We start from the raw sequence: 14673 nt of genomic DNA on the forward strand, positions 1-14673 counted from the left end.
CTCTAACAAGTAAATCGCATGCTATTTCGCGATAAGTTTACGTGTTTATCTACTCATAAATAGGAAAAGTAAATGGCTAAACAAACCATCACAGTGATCAAAGGCGACGGCATTGGTCCTAGCATTATTGATTCAGCACTTGAGATCCTTAAAGCTGCAGGTTGCGATTTTGATTATGAATTCGTTGATGCTGGCCTTGCTGCCCTAGAAAAAACTGGTGAGTTACTTCCGCAAGAAACAATCGACACAATCGCGCGTAACAAGATCACTTTAAAAGGTCCATTAACGACTCCGGTTGGTGAAGGTTTCACTTCAATCAACGTAACTTTACGTAAAAAGTTTGGCCTTTACGCTAACGTTCGTCCTGTTAAATCATTCGCAGGTACACAAGCTCGTTACGACGACATCGATATCATCACTATTCGTGAAAACACTCAAGGTATGTACTCAGGTCTTGGCCAAGTGGTTTCTGAAGATGGTAACGAAGCAGAAGCAATGTCAAAAATCACCCGTGAAGGTGCAGAAAAAATCGTTACTTTTGCATACGAACTAGCGGTACGTGAAGGCCGTAAAAAAGTAACTGCTGTACACAAAGCTAACATCCTTAAATCAACATCTGGTTTATTCTTAAAAGTTGCACGTGAAGTAGCTGAGCGTTACCCACAAATCGAATCAACAGAAATGATTGTTGATGCAACTTGTATGAAACTAGTTATGACTCCTGATGAGTTTGATGTAATCGTTACTACAAACTTATTCGGTGACATCCTATCTGACCTATGTGCTGGTCTTGTTGGTGGTTTAGGTATGGCTCCTGGCGCAAACATCAGTGAAGATGCAGCAATCTTCGAAGCTGTACACGGTAGCGCACCAGACATCGCTGGTAAAAACCTTGCAAACCCAACGTCAGTGATCTTAGCATCTATCCAAATGCTAGAGCACCTAGGTATGGGCGACACTGCAGAGCGCATCCGCAGCGCAGTTGCTGATGTTATCAAATCAGGCGACCGTACAACTCGCGACCTAGGCGGCAGCCACGGTACTACAGACTTCACTCAAGCTGTAATTGAGCGTCTATAAAAAACATTTGTTTAAGGCTTATGACAAGCTAATAACCCTTAAACACCTCCTTACCAAAAGCCAGTCTACGACTGGCTTTTTTATTCTCTCTACTTAATTGAATACTTAAATGGACATCCACTTTTATTTTTTAGCTTATTTGGACATCCACTTTTATCTTTTTAGTAAAACCTCAACATAAAACTAGACACCCACTTTAACCACTACACTTCCACAAGACTAACTAGACATCCAACTTAAAATTTCTCACTTCTCAAAATTATGGCTAAACTTGTATTGTTCAACTCAAGGAGGAGAAGAGCATGGCAACCCCGCGTAGAAACTTAATTAGCGTTTCAAACACACCTTACTATCACTGCATTTCACGCTGCGTTCGTCGCGCTTATTTGTGTGGACAAGACCCACTTACGGGTCGTTCATATGAACATAGGCGGGGTTGGGTTGAAAAGAAACTACTTCAACTTGGCAGGATATTTTGTATTGATATTTGCGCCTATGCTGTAATGAGTAATCACACTCATCTGGTTCTTCACATTGATATAGCAAAAGCTAAGAGCTTATTTGGACATCCACTTTTATCTTTTTAGTAAAACCTCAACATAAAACTAGACACCCACTTTAACCACTACACTTCCACAAGACTAACTAGACATCCAACTTAAAATTTCTCACTTCTCAAAATTATGGCTAAACTTGTATTGTTCAACTCAAGGAGGAGAAGAGCATGGCAACCCCGCGTAGAAACTTAATTAACATTTCAAACACACCTTACTATCACTGCATTTCACGCTGCGTTCGTCGCGCTTATTTGTGTGGACAAGACCCACTTACGGGTCGTTCATATGAACATAGGCGGGGTTGGGTTGAAAAGAAACTACTTCAACTTGGCAGGATATTTTGTATTGATATTTGCGCCTATGCTGTAATGAGTAATCACACTCATCTGGTTCTTCACATTGATATAGCAAAAGCTAAGCGTCTAAATAATAAAGCGATTCTTATTAGATGGCACAAATTATTCAAAAGTACATTCCTTTGCCAACGGTTCTTAAATAGCGAATTACTAACACAAGCAGAGCTTTCTGCGGTTAATACCAGGGTAAATTTATATCGTGAGAGGCTCAGCAGTATTAGTTGGTTTATGCGAGTCCTTAACGAGGGTATTGCACGAAAAGCGAATCAAGAAGATGAGTGCAAAGGACGGTTTTGGGAAGGTCGCTTTAAATCACAAGCTTTACTTGATGAAGCTGCACTTGCTGCATGCCTTGCTTATGTAGATTTAAATCCTGTTAGAGCAAAAGCGGCTGATTTACCTAAGCAATCTGACTACACCAGTATTAAATCTAGAATTAATGCAGCTCAAAATAATAAGCAACCAAAACCGCTTATGCGCTTTGCAGGTAGACCTCGTAAACATATGCCTAAGGGACTACCATTTGAGCTCAAAACATACCTGCAACTTGTTGATTGGACAGGCCGCTCAATACGAGAAAATAAGCCTGGGAAAATCCCAGATAATACGTTACCAATACTTGAAAGATTAAACATTTGTGCAGAAAACTGGCTCACACTTACTACTTCCTTTACTCGCTCATTTAAAAATACTGCAGGTAAAGAACAAGCAATCACAGCTTATACAAATCACATGAAGCGAAAACGAAGAAGCTCTATAGCTAATAGCTTAGCCTTATTTACTTAGTTACACATTCGACACTAGAAATCAATTTTACAAATCCAATCCTTTTAATTCTAGAAGCATAACAACTATTGCAACTAGCACTGACCAGTGTGTAAAACTAAAAAAATAACTCAGCACATAAGACTGAAATTTAATTAATGACAATGAAAAATCACTATTTTTATAGCAATTCAACTTGTTCTGAATAATTCACATCTATCTTTAGCTGATTCTTATTAAAAATAAGTTGGGTGTCTGGTTAAATATTTAAGTTGGCTGTCTTTTTAAAAATTAACCAAACCTTATTGTAGCGAGGTGTTAAGATGGGTGTCTAATTATAAAAAGAAACCTATTCTGATAGTAGCTAAGTTATGCAAGGCAGTAACGTAAATGCATTATCTATTGGTATAGTTAGCAATTTGCCACACGAACAATTCAATGCATAGTTACACCCAAAACAATAACAATTAAGCATGTAGGTGCAACAAAAATATCAAAAAACTTAAATACAGAAAAATTAATGCAAAAAGCTACATTTGCGGTTGACATCAGTTTCCAAAACGCTTAAAAATACTCCTAACATTTTTTAAACAGCAGCCATCTAGTCGGCTGTGCATTTTTTAGAAGAAAATTAAAAAATAATGAATATTCGCCGTCACCTTTTAGTCGTCAACGTTCTCGTACTGGTCTTAGTTACAAGCCCAGCGGGAGGCTATTAAAAGGTGAAAGCACGCTTTTTAAAAAACCCCCGCCATATGCGGGGGTTTTTTTATGCATTTATGCTTGCACACACAGAGGAATGAGGATGAGTACAACTGAATATAATGGATCCGAACTAGTTGTTCGGGCACTTAAAGAATTGAATGTTAAATATATTTTTGGCTACCCTGGCGGGTCTGTTCTTGATTTATATGACGCGTTATTTCAACAAGAAGATATTGAACATATCTTAGTACGTCACGAACAAGCCGCTACTCATATGGCTGATGGTTATGCCCGTGCTACCGGGGAAGTCGGTGTGGTGCTAGCAACTTCTGGCCCTGGCGCTACAAACTGTGTAACAGGTATCGCAACAGCATACATGGATTCTATCCCAATGGTGGTGTTATCTGGCCAAGTTCCTACTGGTTTAATTGGTGATGATGCATTCCAAGAAACTGATATTGTTGGTTGTTCTCGCCCTATCGTAAAACACAGCTATAACTGTCGTAGCGCAAAAGATATTCCAACAATCTTAGCTAAAGCATTCTACTTAGCCAGCACAGGCCGCCCTGGCCCGGTTGTGGTTGAATTACCTAAAGATATGCTTAACCCTGAGCTAAAGTTTCCATTCGAATTTCCAAAAACAACTGAGCTTCGAACTTATAACCCGAACACTAAAGGCCACTCAAAACAAATTCGCAAAGCAGTTAGCGCAATTTTAGAAGCTAAAAAACTGGTTATTTACTCAGGTGGCGGCATTATTCTATCAAATACCTCTGAGCAACTAACTCACTTGGTTGAATCATTAAATGCGCCAATCACTAACACCTTAATGGGCCTAGGTGGTATCAGCGGTACTCACCCTAACTTTATTGGTATGTTAGGTATGCATGGCAGCCTTGAGGCAAATAAAGCCATGGCAAATGCAGATGTTATTTTGGCTTTAGGCGCTCGATTCGATGATCGGGTAACGAATAACGTTAAAAAATTCTGCCCTAATGCCACGATTGTTCATGTTGATGTTGACCCAACCTCTATTTCTAAAACAATTAAAGCGCACATCCCGGTTGTTGGCTGCTTGAAAACAGTGCTTGAGCAGTTACAAACGGCGATTGATAAGAGCCCTATTTCAATTGATCGTTCGGCACAAGAAGACTGGTGGCGTCAAATTATTAGCTGGCGTGAACAAAAATGCCTAAGCTACAGCACTGATGGCGATAAAATCAAACCACAAGCCGTTATCGAGGCAATTTACAAAGCAACCGATGGAGATGCTTACATTAGCTCTGATGTAGGTCAGCATCAAATGTTTGCAGCTCAGTATTATCCGTTTAAACACCCTCGCCAATGGATCAACTCTGGTGGCTTAGGCACCATGGGCTTTGGATTACCTGCAGCAATGGGCGTTAAGCTTGCCTTCCCTGATAAAGAGTCTATCTGTGTAACGGGTGATGGTTCTATCCAAATGAACATTCAAGAGCTATCAACATGTTTACAATACAATTTAGCTGTGAAAGTTGTGTCGTTGAATAACCGCTCACTGGGCATGGTACGTCAATGGCAAGATATGATGTATTCAGGTCGTCACTCATCTTCTTACATGGAATCACTTCCTGATTTCGTAAAATTAGTAGAGAGCTATGGCCACGTAGGTATTCGCGTTGATCATATTGATGAACTGCAGCCTGCTATTGAAAAAGCCATGTCTATTAACGACAGACTGGTATTTTTAGACATCTGTGTAGATGAAAAAGAACATGTTTACCCAATGCAAATCAAGCTAGGGGCAGTCGATGATATGTGGTTACGTAAAGGAGTAAAAGCATAATGCGCCGTATTTTATCAATCTTATTAGAAAACGAACCTGGCTCGTTATCCCGCATTGTAGGCTTATTTTCACAGCGTGCTTACAACATCGATAGTCTGACTGTTGGCACAACTGACGATCATTCTCTTTCGCGTATTACCATTACAACCATGGGTGATGATCGCATCGTTGAGCAAATCACTAAACAAGTGAACAAGCTTGTAGATGTTCTAAAGATTATTGACTTAACCGAAATGGCACATATCGAGCGTGAGCTGTTATTAGTGAAAGTTTTTGCCCAAGATGAAACCACTCGAGCAGCAGTAACGCGTGTTGCTGATGTGTTCCAAGGTGCTATTTTAGATATGGGGCGCCACAGCTACACACTACAACTTGTAGCGAGCACAGAAAAGATTGAATCTTTCCTTGATACCCTGCGTCATGAATCAGACATTATTGAAGTTGTACGTTCAGGTGCTGTTGGTATTGGTCGTGGTGATAAAGCGTTAAAGGCATAAGCCTTTTTCGCTATCGCAACAAAACGCCAGTTACAAAAAAAGGGCTATAAGCCCTTTTTTCAATAATTAGTAAGTTACCCTATTAAGGATTAACTTGGTCTTTAAGACCTTTACCCGCTTTAAAGCTTGGGATAGTTGCTGCTGCGATTTGGATTTCTGCACCAGTTTGTGGGTTACGGCCAGTACGCGCTGCGCGCTCTTTTACTGAGAAAGTACCGAAACCAACTAATGCTACTGAGTTACCTTCTTTAAGAGAGCTAGTAACTGCGCCAGTGAATGCATCTAGTGCACGAGTTGCTGCCGCTTTTGAGATTTCTGCATCAGTAGCAATTTTTTCAACTAATTGAGCTTTATTCATTGTTAGATTCCTATTCGTTATTATTTTGCCTTCGCAAAACCTATCTTTATGCATTTTTGAGAAGTTAGCAACAGCAAATTGCTATTTTTACGTAATTTATTCAAAAATGACTACTATTTAACTATCAATCACAAGGTTAGTGACATCAGTATTAATAAAGACTTAATTTAACTTCCATCACAAAATTTTATGATAGCTAAACCATCATTCAATTTTCTCGATAACCAAGGTAACTTCCCCGACCTCAAAGCCAAACTTATCAATAGCGGTACGGTTTATCAAGCGTGATTGTGTTACCAAGTACATCCAATCATCGAAATTTACCACTAAAGTACTACCATCATATGGAAGCTCGACAGAATATGTCCAATGGAACACGCTTCCATTGCTCTCACCCTTTGCTTCGCCAATCACATCTGATGCTGTCCCTGTGATACTGCCATCATCATTAATGGTGATGTACCAAACACGGGTTTGCGTTTCGCCATCATCATAAACAAATTGCTCGTCAATCACTCCCTGATTGCCATTCCAAGATGCTTGCATGTCTACTACCAGCTTACGTGTTAACTCGCCCTTGTGGTCTTGCACAACGCCGTAGGCTTTGAGCTCACCACTAAAAAATTGCTTAAAGTCAAACTTAGGCTCTGTTCCTTGATAATAATCAACATCAGGCGCAGAGCAGCTGGTAATTAACAGTACCATAGCGAAAATAAAGAGTGCTTTGAGCTTAATCATGTTTCCCTCCAATAAGCTGTTTACGAAGTGATGGTTCAGACGTGTCGACGCTTAACCAAATTGCTAAGAAGTTGTCAGCGAATCTTTTATCATCGATTTGCCCTAGCTCTTTGTCATTAAAGTAAAAAGTACCAATTCCTTGTTCGTTTGTTTGAAAAGACAACGAATCGTTTTTTTTGATATCAGGCCAAAGGGCTAGTAACTGTTTGTCATAAACACCTACCATGTCATTGAGCTTTAAATGTTGCCATTGCTCGTTGGTTGCTTTGACGATGTCTTTCGCATCGAAATCCCGCAAATAAGTAAGTGTAAGTTTGCTGGGGTGTTGGCCAAACTGATACGAGCCCGATGGGGTCTCTAATTTAGCGTTATAAACATCCCAAAACAGATACTCCATTTTCGCTTGGCCCACCGTTTTAAAGCCATTTGCATACACTCCCGCAGAGAACAATAACGCAGCAAATAAACTTAAATTAAGTGACTGTTTCATCAAATAATCCTTAAAGTTGTGTTATCAAACACTACGAAAAACCACCTAAAACTGATCATTTAGCCGTTAAAAATCGCCTATTAATAGCGATTATAGCCATAAACATACTTGCCCAACCCAAACCATAAACGAGCCAAAACTGCCACAGAACGAGCTCAGTATTAAGCACTCCAAAGCGCATTCCAGCGTAGTAACTAGCAGGAGCAAATAACGCGCAAACTCCCCAAGCAATATACCAAGGCAGCTTTTGTAAAAACTGCATCGAAGTATTAATGGTTAAAAGTAGTGCAGCCCAAAGTACAGCAAGCCATAAGGGAAAGGGGCTAACTTTAAAGGCAAGTAAGTTTAAGCTGCTGGCAAGCCATTCATAGCCCAGTGCGAGAGGCAAGCCACATAATAGTAGCCAACTATCTTGCTGGCGTTGCTTTGATAGGTAAATCATCAAAGCGACAACAGCTAAAGCGGGTATCAGAGAGTTATGCTCAAGGAGTAAGGCCATAAACCAGACTCCTTGAAACAAAGCAAAATTAATAATCGAGCGCGATATCATCGCCAGAATGGCCAAAACGAGGTTTACGGGCAACTAAATGAACTGTACTGATAGCACGGGTTCTAAACGCACCTTCACAGTAAGCTAAATAAAATAACCATAAACGATAGAATCGCTGGTCAAATTTGACTTTATCTATTTCAGGCCAGCTAGCGACAAAGCGCTCGCGCCAATCAGCCAGTGTTCTTGCATAGTGAACACCAATATCTTTTACACTATGCACAACCATGTCTGTTTGCTGCTTTATTTGCTTATTCATTTCGTCTAAGCAAGGCAAACAACCACCCGGGAAGATGTACTGCTGAATGAAATCGGAATTTTTAAGGTAGTGGCTGTAACGCTGATCAGCTATGGTGATTGCTTGAATAAGCATGGCACCACTGTCTTTTAGTAAAGACTGACATTTTGCAAAAAAGCCAGGCAAATACTCATGACCGACAGCTTCAATCATTTCGATTGATACAAGCTTATCGTACTTGCCCTCTAAGAGGCGGTAATCCTGCTTTAATAAAGTAATTTTATGCTCAAGGTTAAGCTCTTTAACCTTTTGTTCAACATAGGCATATTGCTCATCAGAAATGGTGGTCGTTGTTACATGGCAATCAAAATGTGTTGCTGCATAAATCGCAAAGGCGCCCCACCCTGTGCCAATCTCAATCACCGAATCACCTGGTTGTAAATCAACCTGCTCACAAATCAATGCTAGTTTGTGCTCTTGGGCCTGTTCAAGGCTAGCTTGTTTTGAAGGGTAAACAGCACATGAATACAACATTTCGTCACTTAAAAATGCACTATATAAGTCGTTGCCTAAATCATAGTGCGCCGCAATGTTCTTTTTTGAACCGCTTGCTGAGTTTTTATTTTTAATGTGATTAACTCGGTGCACAATGCCACTCAAAAAGGCGAATTTTTTCTCGAATGCATCTAGCTGATCTTGATTAAGAGCAAATATTTCAATAAGTTTAGTGAGGTTGTCACAATCCCAATAGCCAAGAATATAAGCCTCTCCGGCCCCCACACTGCCAGATAACGCAAATGACTTATACATAGCAGCATCATTTACCGTGACCGTTGCGTGTAAATCACTTGTAATGTCACCGAATTGCTCTTTTTGGTTACCCTCTTTTAGGGTAATGCAACCTACATTGATACTGTTGAATGCACCTATTACCAGTTTTTTATAAAGCTTTGTCATCCAGCCGGTCGTTTGGGCTTGTGTTAAATTTGATACTTTTTCCATCACATCACCTAGTTGAATTCTCTTGTTTGCCCGAGTGGCCAATAAATGGCACACGTTTGCAAAACAACTTCAAAGCATGAAGGTAAATACCTTTAAAAATACTTAACGTCATAGCCGGAAACTGTTTAAGCACGGCGCTAACCTGCTCTTTCGTGAGAGGCTGCTTTTGCAAACGCAGGGTTGCATCAAACAAAAGAGTGTCGTCTTTTTTATTTTCAATATGAATCATGGTGTTATCAGAATTCATTCTAATATGCCAATGATAGTTCATATCTAAGTTCATGAAAGGTGATACGGAGAAAACCTTTTTAAAGTTCACTTTTTTTTCAAGGGGTACGACATAATAATGACGCTCATTCCAAGGCGTATTGCTCACTTCAGCAAGCATGTGAGTGAAATCGCCATGACCAGTTTGAAAGAAGAAAAAATTAACCGGGCTAAAATAAATTCCTAAACAGCGCACCTGTCCGAGCATAAAAACATGGGTAAATTCATCGTCAATGCCAAGCTCTTTAATTTTGTTAAGTGCACGCTGCTTGAGTGGCAACTGCATATCGGTTTGATAATTAAAATAGTCGCTCTGATTAAATTTAAGCGCCTTAAAACCACTTAAGCCAAGCCAAGGATGAACACCATTAAGTTCATAAGGCTTAGCTAAATCGACCCACATCATATAAAGCGGGTACTTAAAGTGATGCTCTTTGACGGCAAAGCGCCTGTGGCGAACATCACCTACATATATGGCGCTATTCAAACTCGACTCCGAGTTGCTTTGCCACATTCACAGCACTTCTTACACCGTCTTCGTGGAAGCCGTTGTACCAGTACGCACCGCAAAAATAGCTGTTATTTTTACCGTCTATAAGAGACTTTTGCTGCTGAGCGGCAATCGACTGCTTATTAAATACCGGATGATGATAGGTAAACTCGCGTAAAATTTTGTCTTTTTTAATGCCATCAAGGTGGTTAAGCGTGACACAAAATTGCGTGTCGCTTTTGATGCCTTGCAGAATATTCATCTGATAAGTCACCACTGCGGCTTTGTCTGTGTTGTTATTTAACAGATAATTCCAGCTCGCCCATGCGGCTTTGCGTTTAGGTAGCAGTGTAGTATCAGTGTGTAGTACCACTGAATTAGCCGTATAAGGTATCGCTGAGAGAACGCTTTTTTCGTCTTCGCTAGGGTCTAATAACAGCTTTAAAGCTTGATCTGAGTGACAAGCAAACACAACTTTGTCGAATGTTTCACTATGACCATCATCGAAATGGACATGCACACTATCATCTTTTCGAGATACCGAGCTGATATTACTATTTAAACGAATTTTATCAGCAAAACCTTGGATCATAGGTTTAATGTATTCGCGAGAGCCACCCGGAATAACATACCACTGCGGGCGATTAGTGATATCCAACAAACCGTGGTTATAAAAAAACTTAACAAAAAACTCTACGCCAACTTGTGCCATCTCTTTAATGCTTGTAGACCAAATAGCAGCGCCCATCGGCAAGATATAATGAAAACGAAAGAACTCGTTAAAGTCATGCTCGTCTAAAAACTCGCCTAGAGTTTGATTTGCTTTATAATTTTTTTCAGCATGTAATGATTTACACACATCATTAAAGCGCACAATGTCTTTTAAAAGTTTCCAGAATTTAGGGCGAAAGATATTGCGCTTTTGTGCGAACAAACTCCAAAAAGTATGGCCGTTATATTCAAAGCCGGTTTGTTCGTTATGCACACTAAAGCTCATTTGCGTTTTCTGACGCTCAACACCCAAGCGCTTAAGTAGTTTTTCAAAATATGGGTAAGTTCGGTCGTTAAAGACAATAAAGCCTGTATCAACAGCGTACTCAACGCCATCAACTTTTACGTCTATGGTTGCAGTATGGCCACCTATGTAGTCGTTTTTCTCAAATACGGTTACATCGTAGTGCTTATGCAATAGGTGCGCACAGCTTAAACCCGCTATGCCAGATCCAATAACAGCCACTTTTTTCAACGTGATAATCCTTTTGCAAGCTTCAGCCAAAGTGGCGTAGGAAGCATTCTTAAAAATTTTAAAATGAAGGTAAAACGGTGCGGAAAGTGCACTTCTTTGCGCCTTTTCGCGACCCCTTTATAAATATAATTTGCCGCTTTTTCTGCACTCACCGCCATTGGCATTGGAAAGTCATTTTTGTCTGTAAGCGGCGTTTTAACAAAACCTGGGTGAACTAAAGTGACATCGATATCTTTTAAATCAACCGCCAAGCTATTGGCTAAATAACTTACACCGGCTTTAGACGCACCATATGCTTGGCTGCGTGGTAAGGGTAAATAAGTCACACTAGAGCTTACGATTACAAGCTGACCACCGGGCTTTATTTTTGGTAATAACGCCTCCAGGCAATAGCCCATACTGAGCAAGTTGGTCGTGATCACCCGCTCAAACAAACTGCTGTCAAAATTGCGAGCATCATCAATGTATTCACAATTGCCAGCATTGAGAATAACCCGGTCAAATTGTGTATAAGCCACTGTGCTCGAACGAATATCTTGAAGGTCGGTTGCGTCAAACTGGCAAGACTCTATATTTTGATGCTGGCTCAATTTAGCAAGCTTTTCTGTATTTCTACCGCATGCAATGACCTGTTCATTATTGTCTGCATAAAGCTTTGCTAATGACTCGCCAATACCTGAGGTAGCACCTGTAATTAATGTCGTCATTATGCACTCGCTCTTTTATCGATGTATTTCACAGCCGAGCCAAGCACTGGAATATGCCTATAAAGCATAGCGCCTACATCAAAATAATCGCGGTGATTAATTATTTTATTGCTAGCAAATTTTAAACGGCTATGACCCGCAACCGAGATTGCTTTGCCTTTGTTTAGCTTTGGATGGCGATAATACATGGTCCAATAGATAAAAGCGGTGTCGTCTTTGCTCTGAATATTTTCAGTAACATAGCTGTCTTCGATAGCGAATTCACAAGAAAGCACATTGGCGTAGAGGTTTTTGAAATAGTCACGCAGCTCCCCAAGACCATTTACTGCATGCAAAGGATCTGCAAACTGGATATCTGGGTGATAAATTTCATCCAGTAACTGTAAATTGTCTTTATTGAGTGATTGATAAACATCAATAAACCTATCAAGGATCGCCTTGTCCATGTCACACCTTAAATGCGTTTAGCGCTCGCTCTCGCGCGGCTTTATGATCAACAATTGCTGGCCAATAACTGCTCGACTTACCCTGTTTCGCTAAATAATCATGCGGAAAATGGATTTGTTTAGCAGGTATTTTTTCCAGCTCTGGTAAATATTTACGGATAAATTCACCATCTGGATCAAATCGCTCGCTTTGGGTGATAGGATTAAAAATTCGAAAATACGGCTGAGCATCACACCCCGTACTTGCAGCCCATTGCCAGCCACCGTTGTTAGATGCAAGGTCGCCGTCTATGAGATGCTGCATAAAAAAGCGTTCGCCTTTACGCCAATCAATTAATAAGTGCTTAGTTAAAAAGCTCGCGACCACCATGCGTAAACGGTTATGCATCCAGCCAGTTTGCAGTAGCTGCCTCATTGCAGCATCGACTAACGGGTAGCCTGTTTTACCTTCGCACCATGCTTTAAAGTCGCTTTCATCATCACGCCACTTCACGGCGTTGTATTTCTCATTAAAGTTATCGTATTTATTTAGATTTGGATAGATAGCGATAAGATGACGGTAAAACTCACGCCAAATCAGTTCGTTAACCCAACAAAACAAGTTACTTTTACTACTTCGCAGTACATCTGGGTGGCGCTGCTGGATCAGTGCCAATAGTTGATGAACGCTAATAATGCCAAGTGCTAAGTAAGGGCTTAAACCTGAAGTGCCTTTAATGCTTGGGATATCACGCTGGTCTTGATATGTTGCTAGCTTCTCTTCAATAAAGCGCGCGCAAACGTGGCTGAGCGTTTCATCATCGACAGGCCACTTTTCTGAGTTGCCGTCTGAGGCTAATAACTCACTTGGCTGCCACTCAATGGGCTCGAACATCTCTGGCGGCTCAGCAAAATAAAAGTGGGTGTCTTGATAAACTTTTAGCCATGCATTTTTAAATGGCGTGAATACTTTAAACATTTCGCCGCTTTGATTCTTGATACTCCCTGGCGGCGCAATTACATCGCCGTCGTATGCGCAAAAAGCAATCCCTTTACTATCAGCGTACTGTAAAAAGGCATTATCTCGGTTTACTTCATTAAGCTCATATTCGTTGTTAGCGTATACATTTTTTACTTGGTGTTGCTCGCAAAATGACGCTAATTTTTCAACACAACCGGCGTAATCAGCTGCATCAATAATATGTAATTCAATACCTTTACTTGCTAAAAGCTTCCCCAAGAAGCTAAGCCTACGCTTTAATAAATCTAGCTGAATATCAGCCACATCATGCTTTTGCCATTGCTTTTCAGTAATAAAAAATACCGCATTTCTGCAACCATTTTCGATTGCCTGATACAAAGCGTCGTTATTAAAAAGGCGCAGATCGCGCCTAAACCAAAATAATGTATTCATTAAATTCCGTAGCGTAGTTTTAATTCGTTCGGATAGGGGTCAAGATACACTTGCTTAGCAAGATACTCGTTTGGGTGCACTTTTAAATGATGCTTAATTAACGTAAGAGGTACGTAAAGTGGCACTAACCCTTGGCGATATTCATCGATGGCATCACGTAGTTCTTGCTTTTCAATCTTAGAAAGCGATTTTTTAAAATAACCTTGCAAGTGCATTAATGTATTAGCGTTATTTTTACGTGAAGCTGGTTTTTTAAGGGCTGTCATTAACCCCAAAATATATTCATCAGCCAAAGTTTGGATATCTTCGCCATCAAAAGTACCAAGCAGATTTCCTAAGCTACGGTAAGCTTCGTAGTTATGAGCCATCAATAAGTACTTATATTGGGCATGAAACTGAGTCAATCTATGTACTGTGAGTGGTTGTTCGCTTAATGTTTGCCAGTGCTTATAGGTATAAACACGCATTACAAAGTTTTCGCGAAGGTGCATATCATTTAAACGACCGTTTTCTTCGCAAGGTAACAATGGGTTATGTGCCATTATTTGCTCTGCAAAAAAGCCGATACCTTCTGAGGTATTGCCCGTTCCCGCTTCGTTGTAGATTTTAATACGTTCCATTCCGCAACTAGGGCTTTTGGCACAAAATACAAAGCCGCTTAAATCTGCAGTTTGCTCTGTCGCAACACGTTTACCGTATTCTGTTAATTTAGGGCCAACATCGCCAGTGCCATCTGGGCGGCACACTTTAATAGTATCGCCAACACGCACTTGACGAATAGTTGGTCGAGGGATTGGCAGGCCTACCGCTACTTCAGGACAAAACTTTTTATATTCAACATGGTTAGCCAACTCATCCATGCAAAAATTAGATTTTTTGTGCCCGCTGTCAAAGCGAACTTTGTCGCCTGCTAAGCAGGCGCTTAAACCAATTTTAATTGTCGATTGCTGCATATAAACTCTA

At 40.4% G+C, this 14673-nt stretch carries 15 protein-coding genes and 1 pseudogene; 5 read left to right on the plus strand and 11 right to left on the minus strand.

Annotated elements, in window-relative coordinates; translation table 11 throughout:
• The first annotated feature begins 72 nt into the window (after positions 1–72).
• The 5 genes and pseudogenes from AADY36_RS19835 to ilvN all read left to right on the plus strand — a co-directional run bounded on the left by AADY36_RS19835 (position 73) and on the right by ilvN (position 5785).
• Complete coding sequence (locus tag AADY36_RS19835; protein ID WP_054563906.1) at positions 73–1080, plus strand: isocitrate dehydrogenase; 1008 nt, start codon at positions 73–75, stop codon at positions 1078–1080.
• Positions 1081–1382: 302 nt separating this feature from the next.
• Positions 1383–1640 (plus strand): annotated as a pseudogene (locus tag AADY36_RS19840) (transposase); the annotation flags it as partial.
• 164 nt (positions 1641–1804) lie between these two features.
• On the plus strand, positions 1805–2779 hold the full coding sequence (locus AADY36_RS19845) for a transposase (protein ID WP_342409566.1): 975 nt from the start codon (positions 1805–1807) through the stop codon (positions 2777–2779).
• Between the two features lie 784 nt (positions 2780–3563).
• On the plus strand, positions 3564–5288 hold the full coding sequence (locus AADY36_RS19850) for an acetolactate synthase 3 large subunit (protein ID WP_054562352.1): 1725 nt from the start codon (positions 3564–3566) through the stop codon (positions 5286–5288).
• Positions 5288–5785, plus strand: coding sequence for an acetolactate synthase small subunit (gene ilvN / locus AADY36_RS19855; RefSeq protein ID WP_054551998.1), 498 nt, complete (start codon positions 5288–5290; stop codon positions 5783–5785). Before AADY36_RS19850 ends, ilvN begins: the two co-directional genes overlap by 1 nt.
• 82 nt (positions 5786–5867) lie before the next feature.
• On the opposite strand, the gene AADY36_RS19860 is transcribed toward ilvN, so the two are convergent.
• The 11 genes from AADY36_RS19860 to AADY36_RS19910 all read right to left on the minus strand — a co-directional run bounded on the left by AADY36_RS19860 (position 5868) and on the right by AADY36_RS19910 (position 14663).
• Positions 5868–6143, minus strand: a complete 276-nt coding sequence (locus AADY36_RS19860; protein ID WP_004586404.1) for an HU family DNA-binding protein — start codon at positions 6141–6143, stop codon at positions 5868–5870.
• A 204-nt stretch (positions 6144–6347) separates the two neighbouring features.
• On the minus strand, positions 6348–6881 hold the full coding sequence (locus tag AADY36_RS19865; protein ID WP_054562353.1) for a DUF3833 domain-containing protein: 534 nt from the start codon (positions 6879–6881) through the stop codon (positions 6348–6350).
• On the minus strand, positions 6874–7371 hold the full coding sequence (locus AADY36_RS19870; protein ID WP_342409567.1) for a chalcone isomerase family protein: 498 nt from the start codon (positions 7369–7371) through the stop codon (positions 6874–6876). The genes AADY36_RS19865 and AADY36_RS19870 overlap by 8 nt, the downstream gene beginning before the upstream one ends.
• 55 nt (positions 7372–7426) lie before the next feature.
• Positions 7427–7921: a DUF2878 family protein gene (locus tag AADY36_RS19875; protein WP_342409568.1), complete on the minus strand. Its 495-nt coding sequence runs from the start codon at positions 7919–7921 to the stop codon at positions 7427–7429.
• On the minus strand, positions 7899–9161 hold the full coding sequence (locus AADY36_RS19880; protein WP_054562356.1) for an SAM-dependent methyltransferase: 1263 nt from the start codon (positions 9159–9161) through the stop codon (positions 7899–7901). Before AADY36_RS19880 ends, AADY36_RS19875 begins: the two co-directional genes overlap by 23 nt.
• A 4-nt stretch (positions 9162–9165) precedes the next feature.
• Complete coding sequence (locus tag AADY36_RS19885) at positions 9166–9915, minus strand: DUF1365 domain-containing protein (RefSeq protein ID WP_054562357.1); 750 nt, start codon at positions 9913–9915, stop codon at positions 9166–9168.
• Positions 9908–11164 carry an NAD(P)/FAD-dependent oxidoreductase gene (locus tag AADY36_RS19890; protein ID WP_342409569.1) on the minus strand — a complete coding sequence of 419 codons (1257 nt, stop codon included), beginning with the start codon at positions 11162–11164 and terminating at the stop codon, positions 9908–9910. Before AADY36_RS19890 ends, AADY36_RS19885 begins: the two co-directional genes overlap by 8 nt.
• A complete protein-coding gene (locus AADY36_RS19895; protein WP_054562359.1) occupies positions 11161–11871 on the minus strand; it encodes an SDR family NAD(P)-dependent oxidoreductase in 711 nt (236 codons plus the stop codon). Before AADY36_RS19895 ends, AADY36_RS19890 begins: the two co-directional genes overlap by 4 nt.
• A complete protein-coding gene (locus tag AADY36_RS19900; RefSeq protein ID WP_054562360.1) occupies positions 11871–12317 on the minus strand; it encodes a nuclear transport factor 2 family protein in 447 nt (148 codons plus the stop codon). Before AADY36_RS19900 ends, AADY36_RS19895 begins: the two co-directional genes overlap by 1 nt.
• Position 12318: 1 nt before the next feature.
• Positions 12319–13710, minus strand: coding sequence for a deoxyribodipyrimidine photo-lyase (phrB, locus tag AADY36_RS19905; protein WP_054562361.1), 1392 nt, complete (start codon positions 13708–13710; stop codon positions 12319–12321).
• Complete coding sequence (locus tag AADY36_RS19910; RefSeq protein ID WP_054562362.1) at positions 13710–14663, minus strand: YbgA family protein; 954 nt, start codon at positions 14661–14663, stop codon at positions 13710–13712. The genes phrB and AADY36_RS19910 overlap by 1 nt, the downstream gene beginning before the upstream one ends.
• Between the last annotated feature and the right edge of the window lie 10 nt (positions 14664–14673).

Source organism: Pseudoalteromonas sp. D15MCD-2 (genome assembly GCF_038562745.1).
Taxonomy (GTDB): Bacteria; Pseudomonadota; Gammaproteobacteria; order Enterobacterales; family Alteromonadaceae; genus Pseudoalteromonas.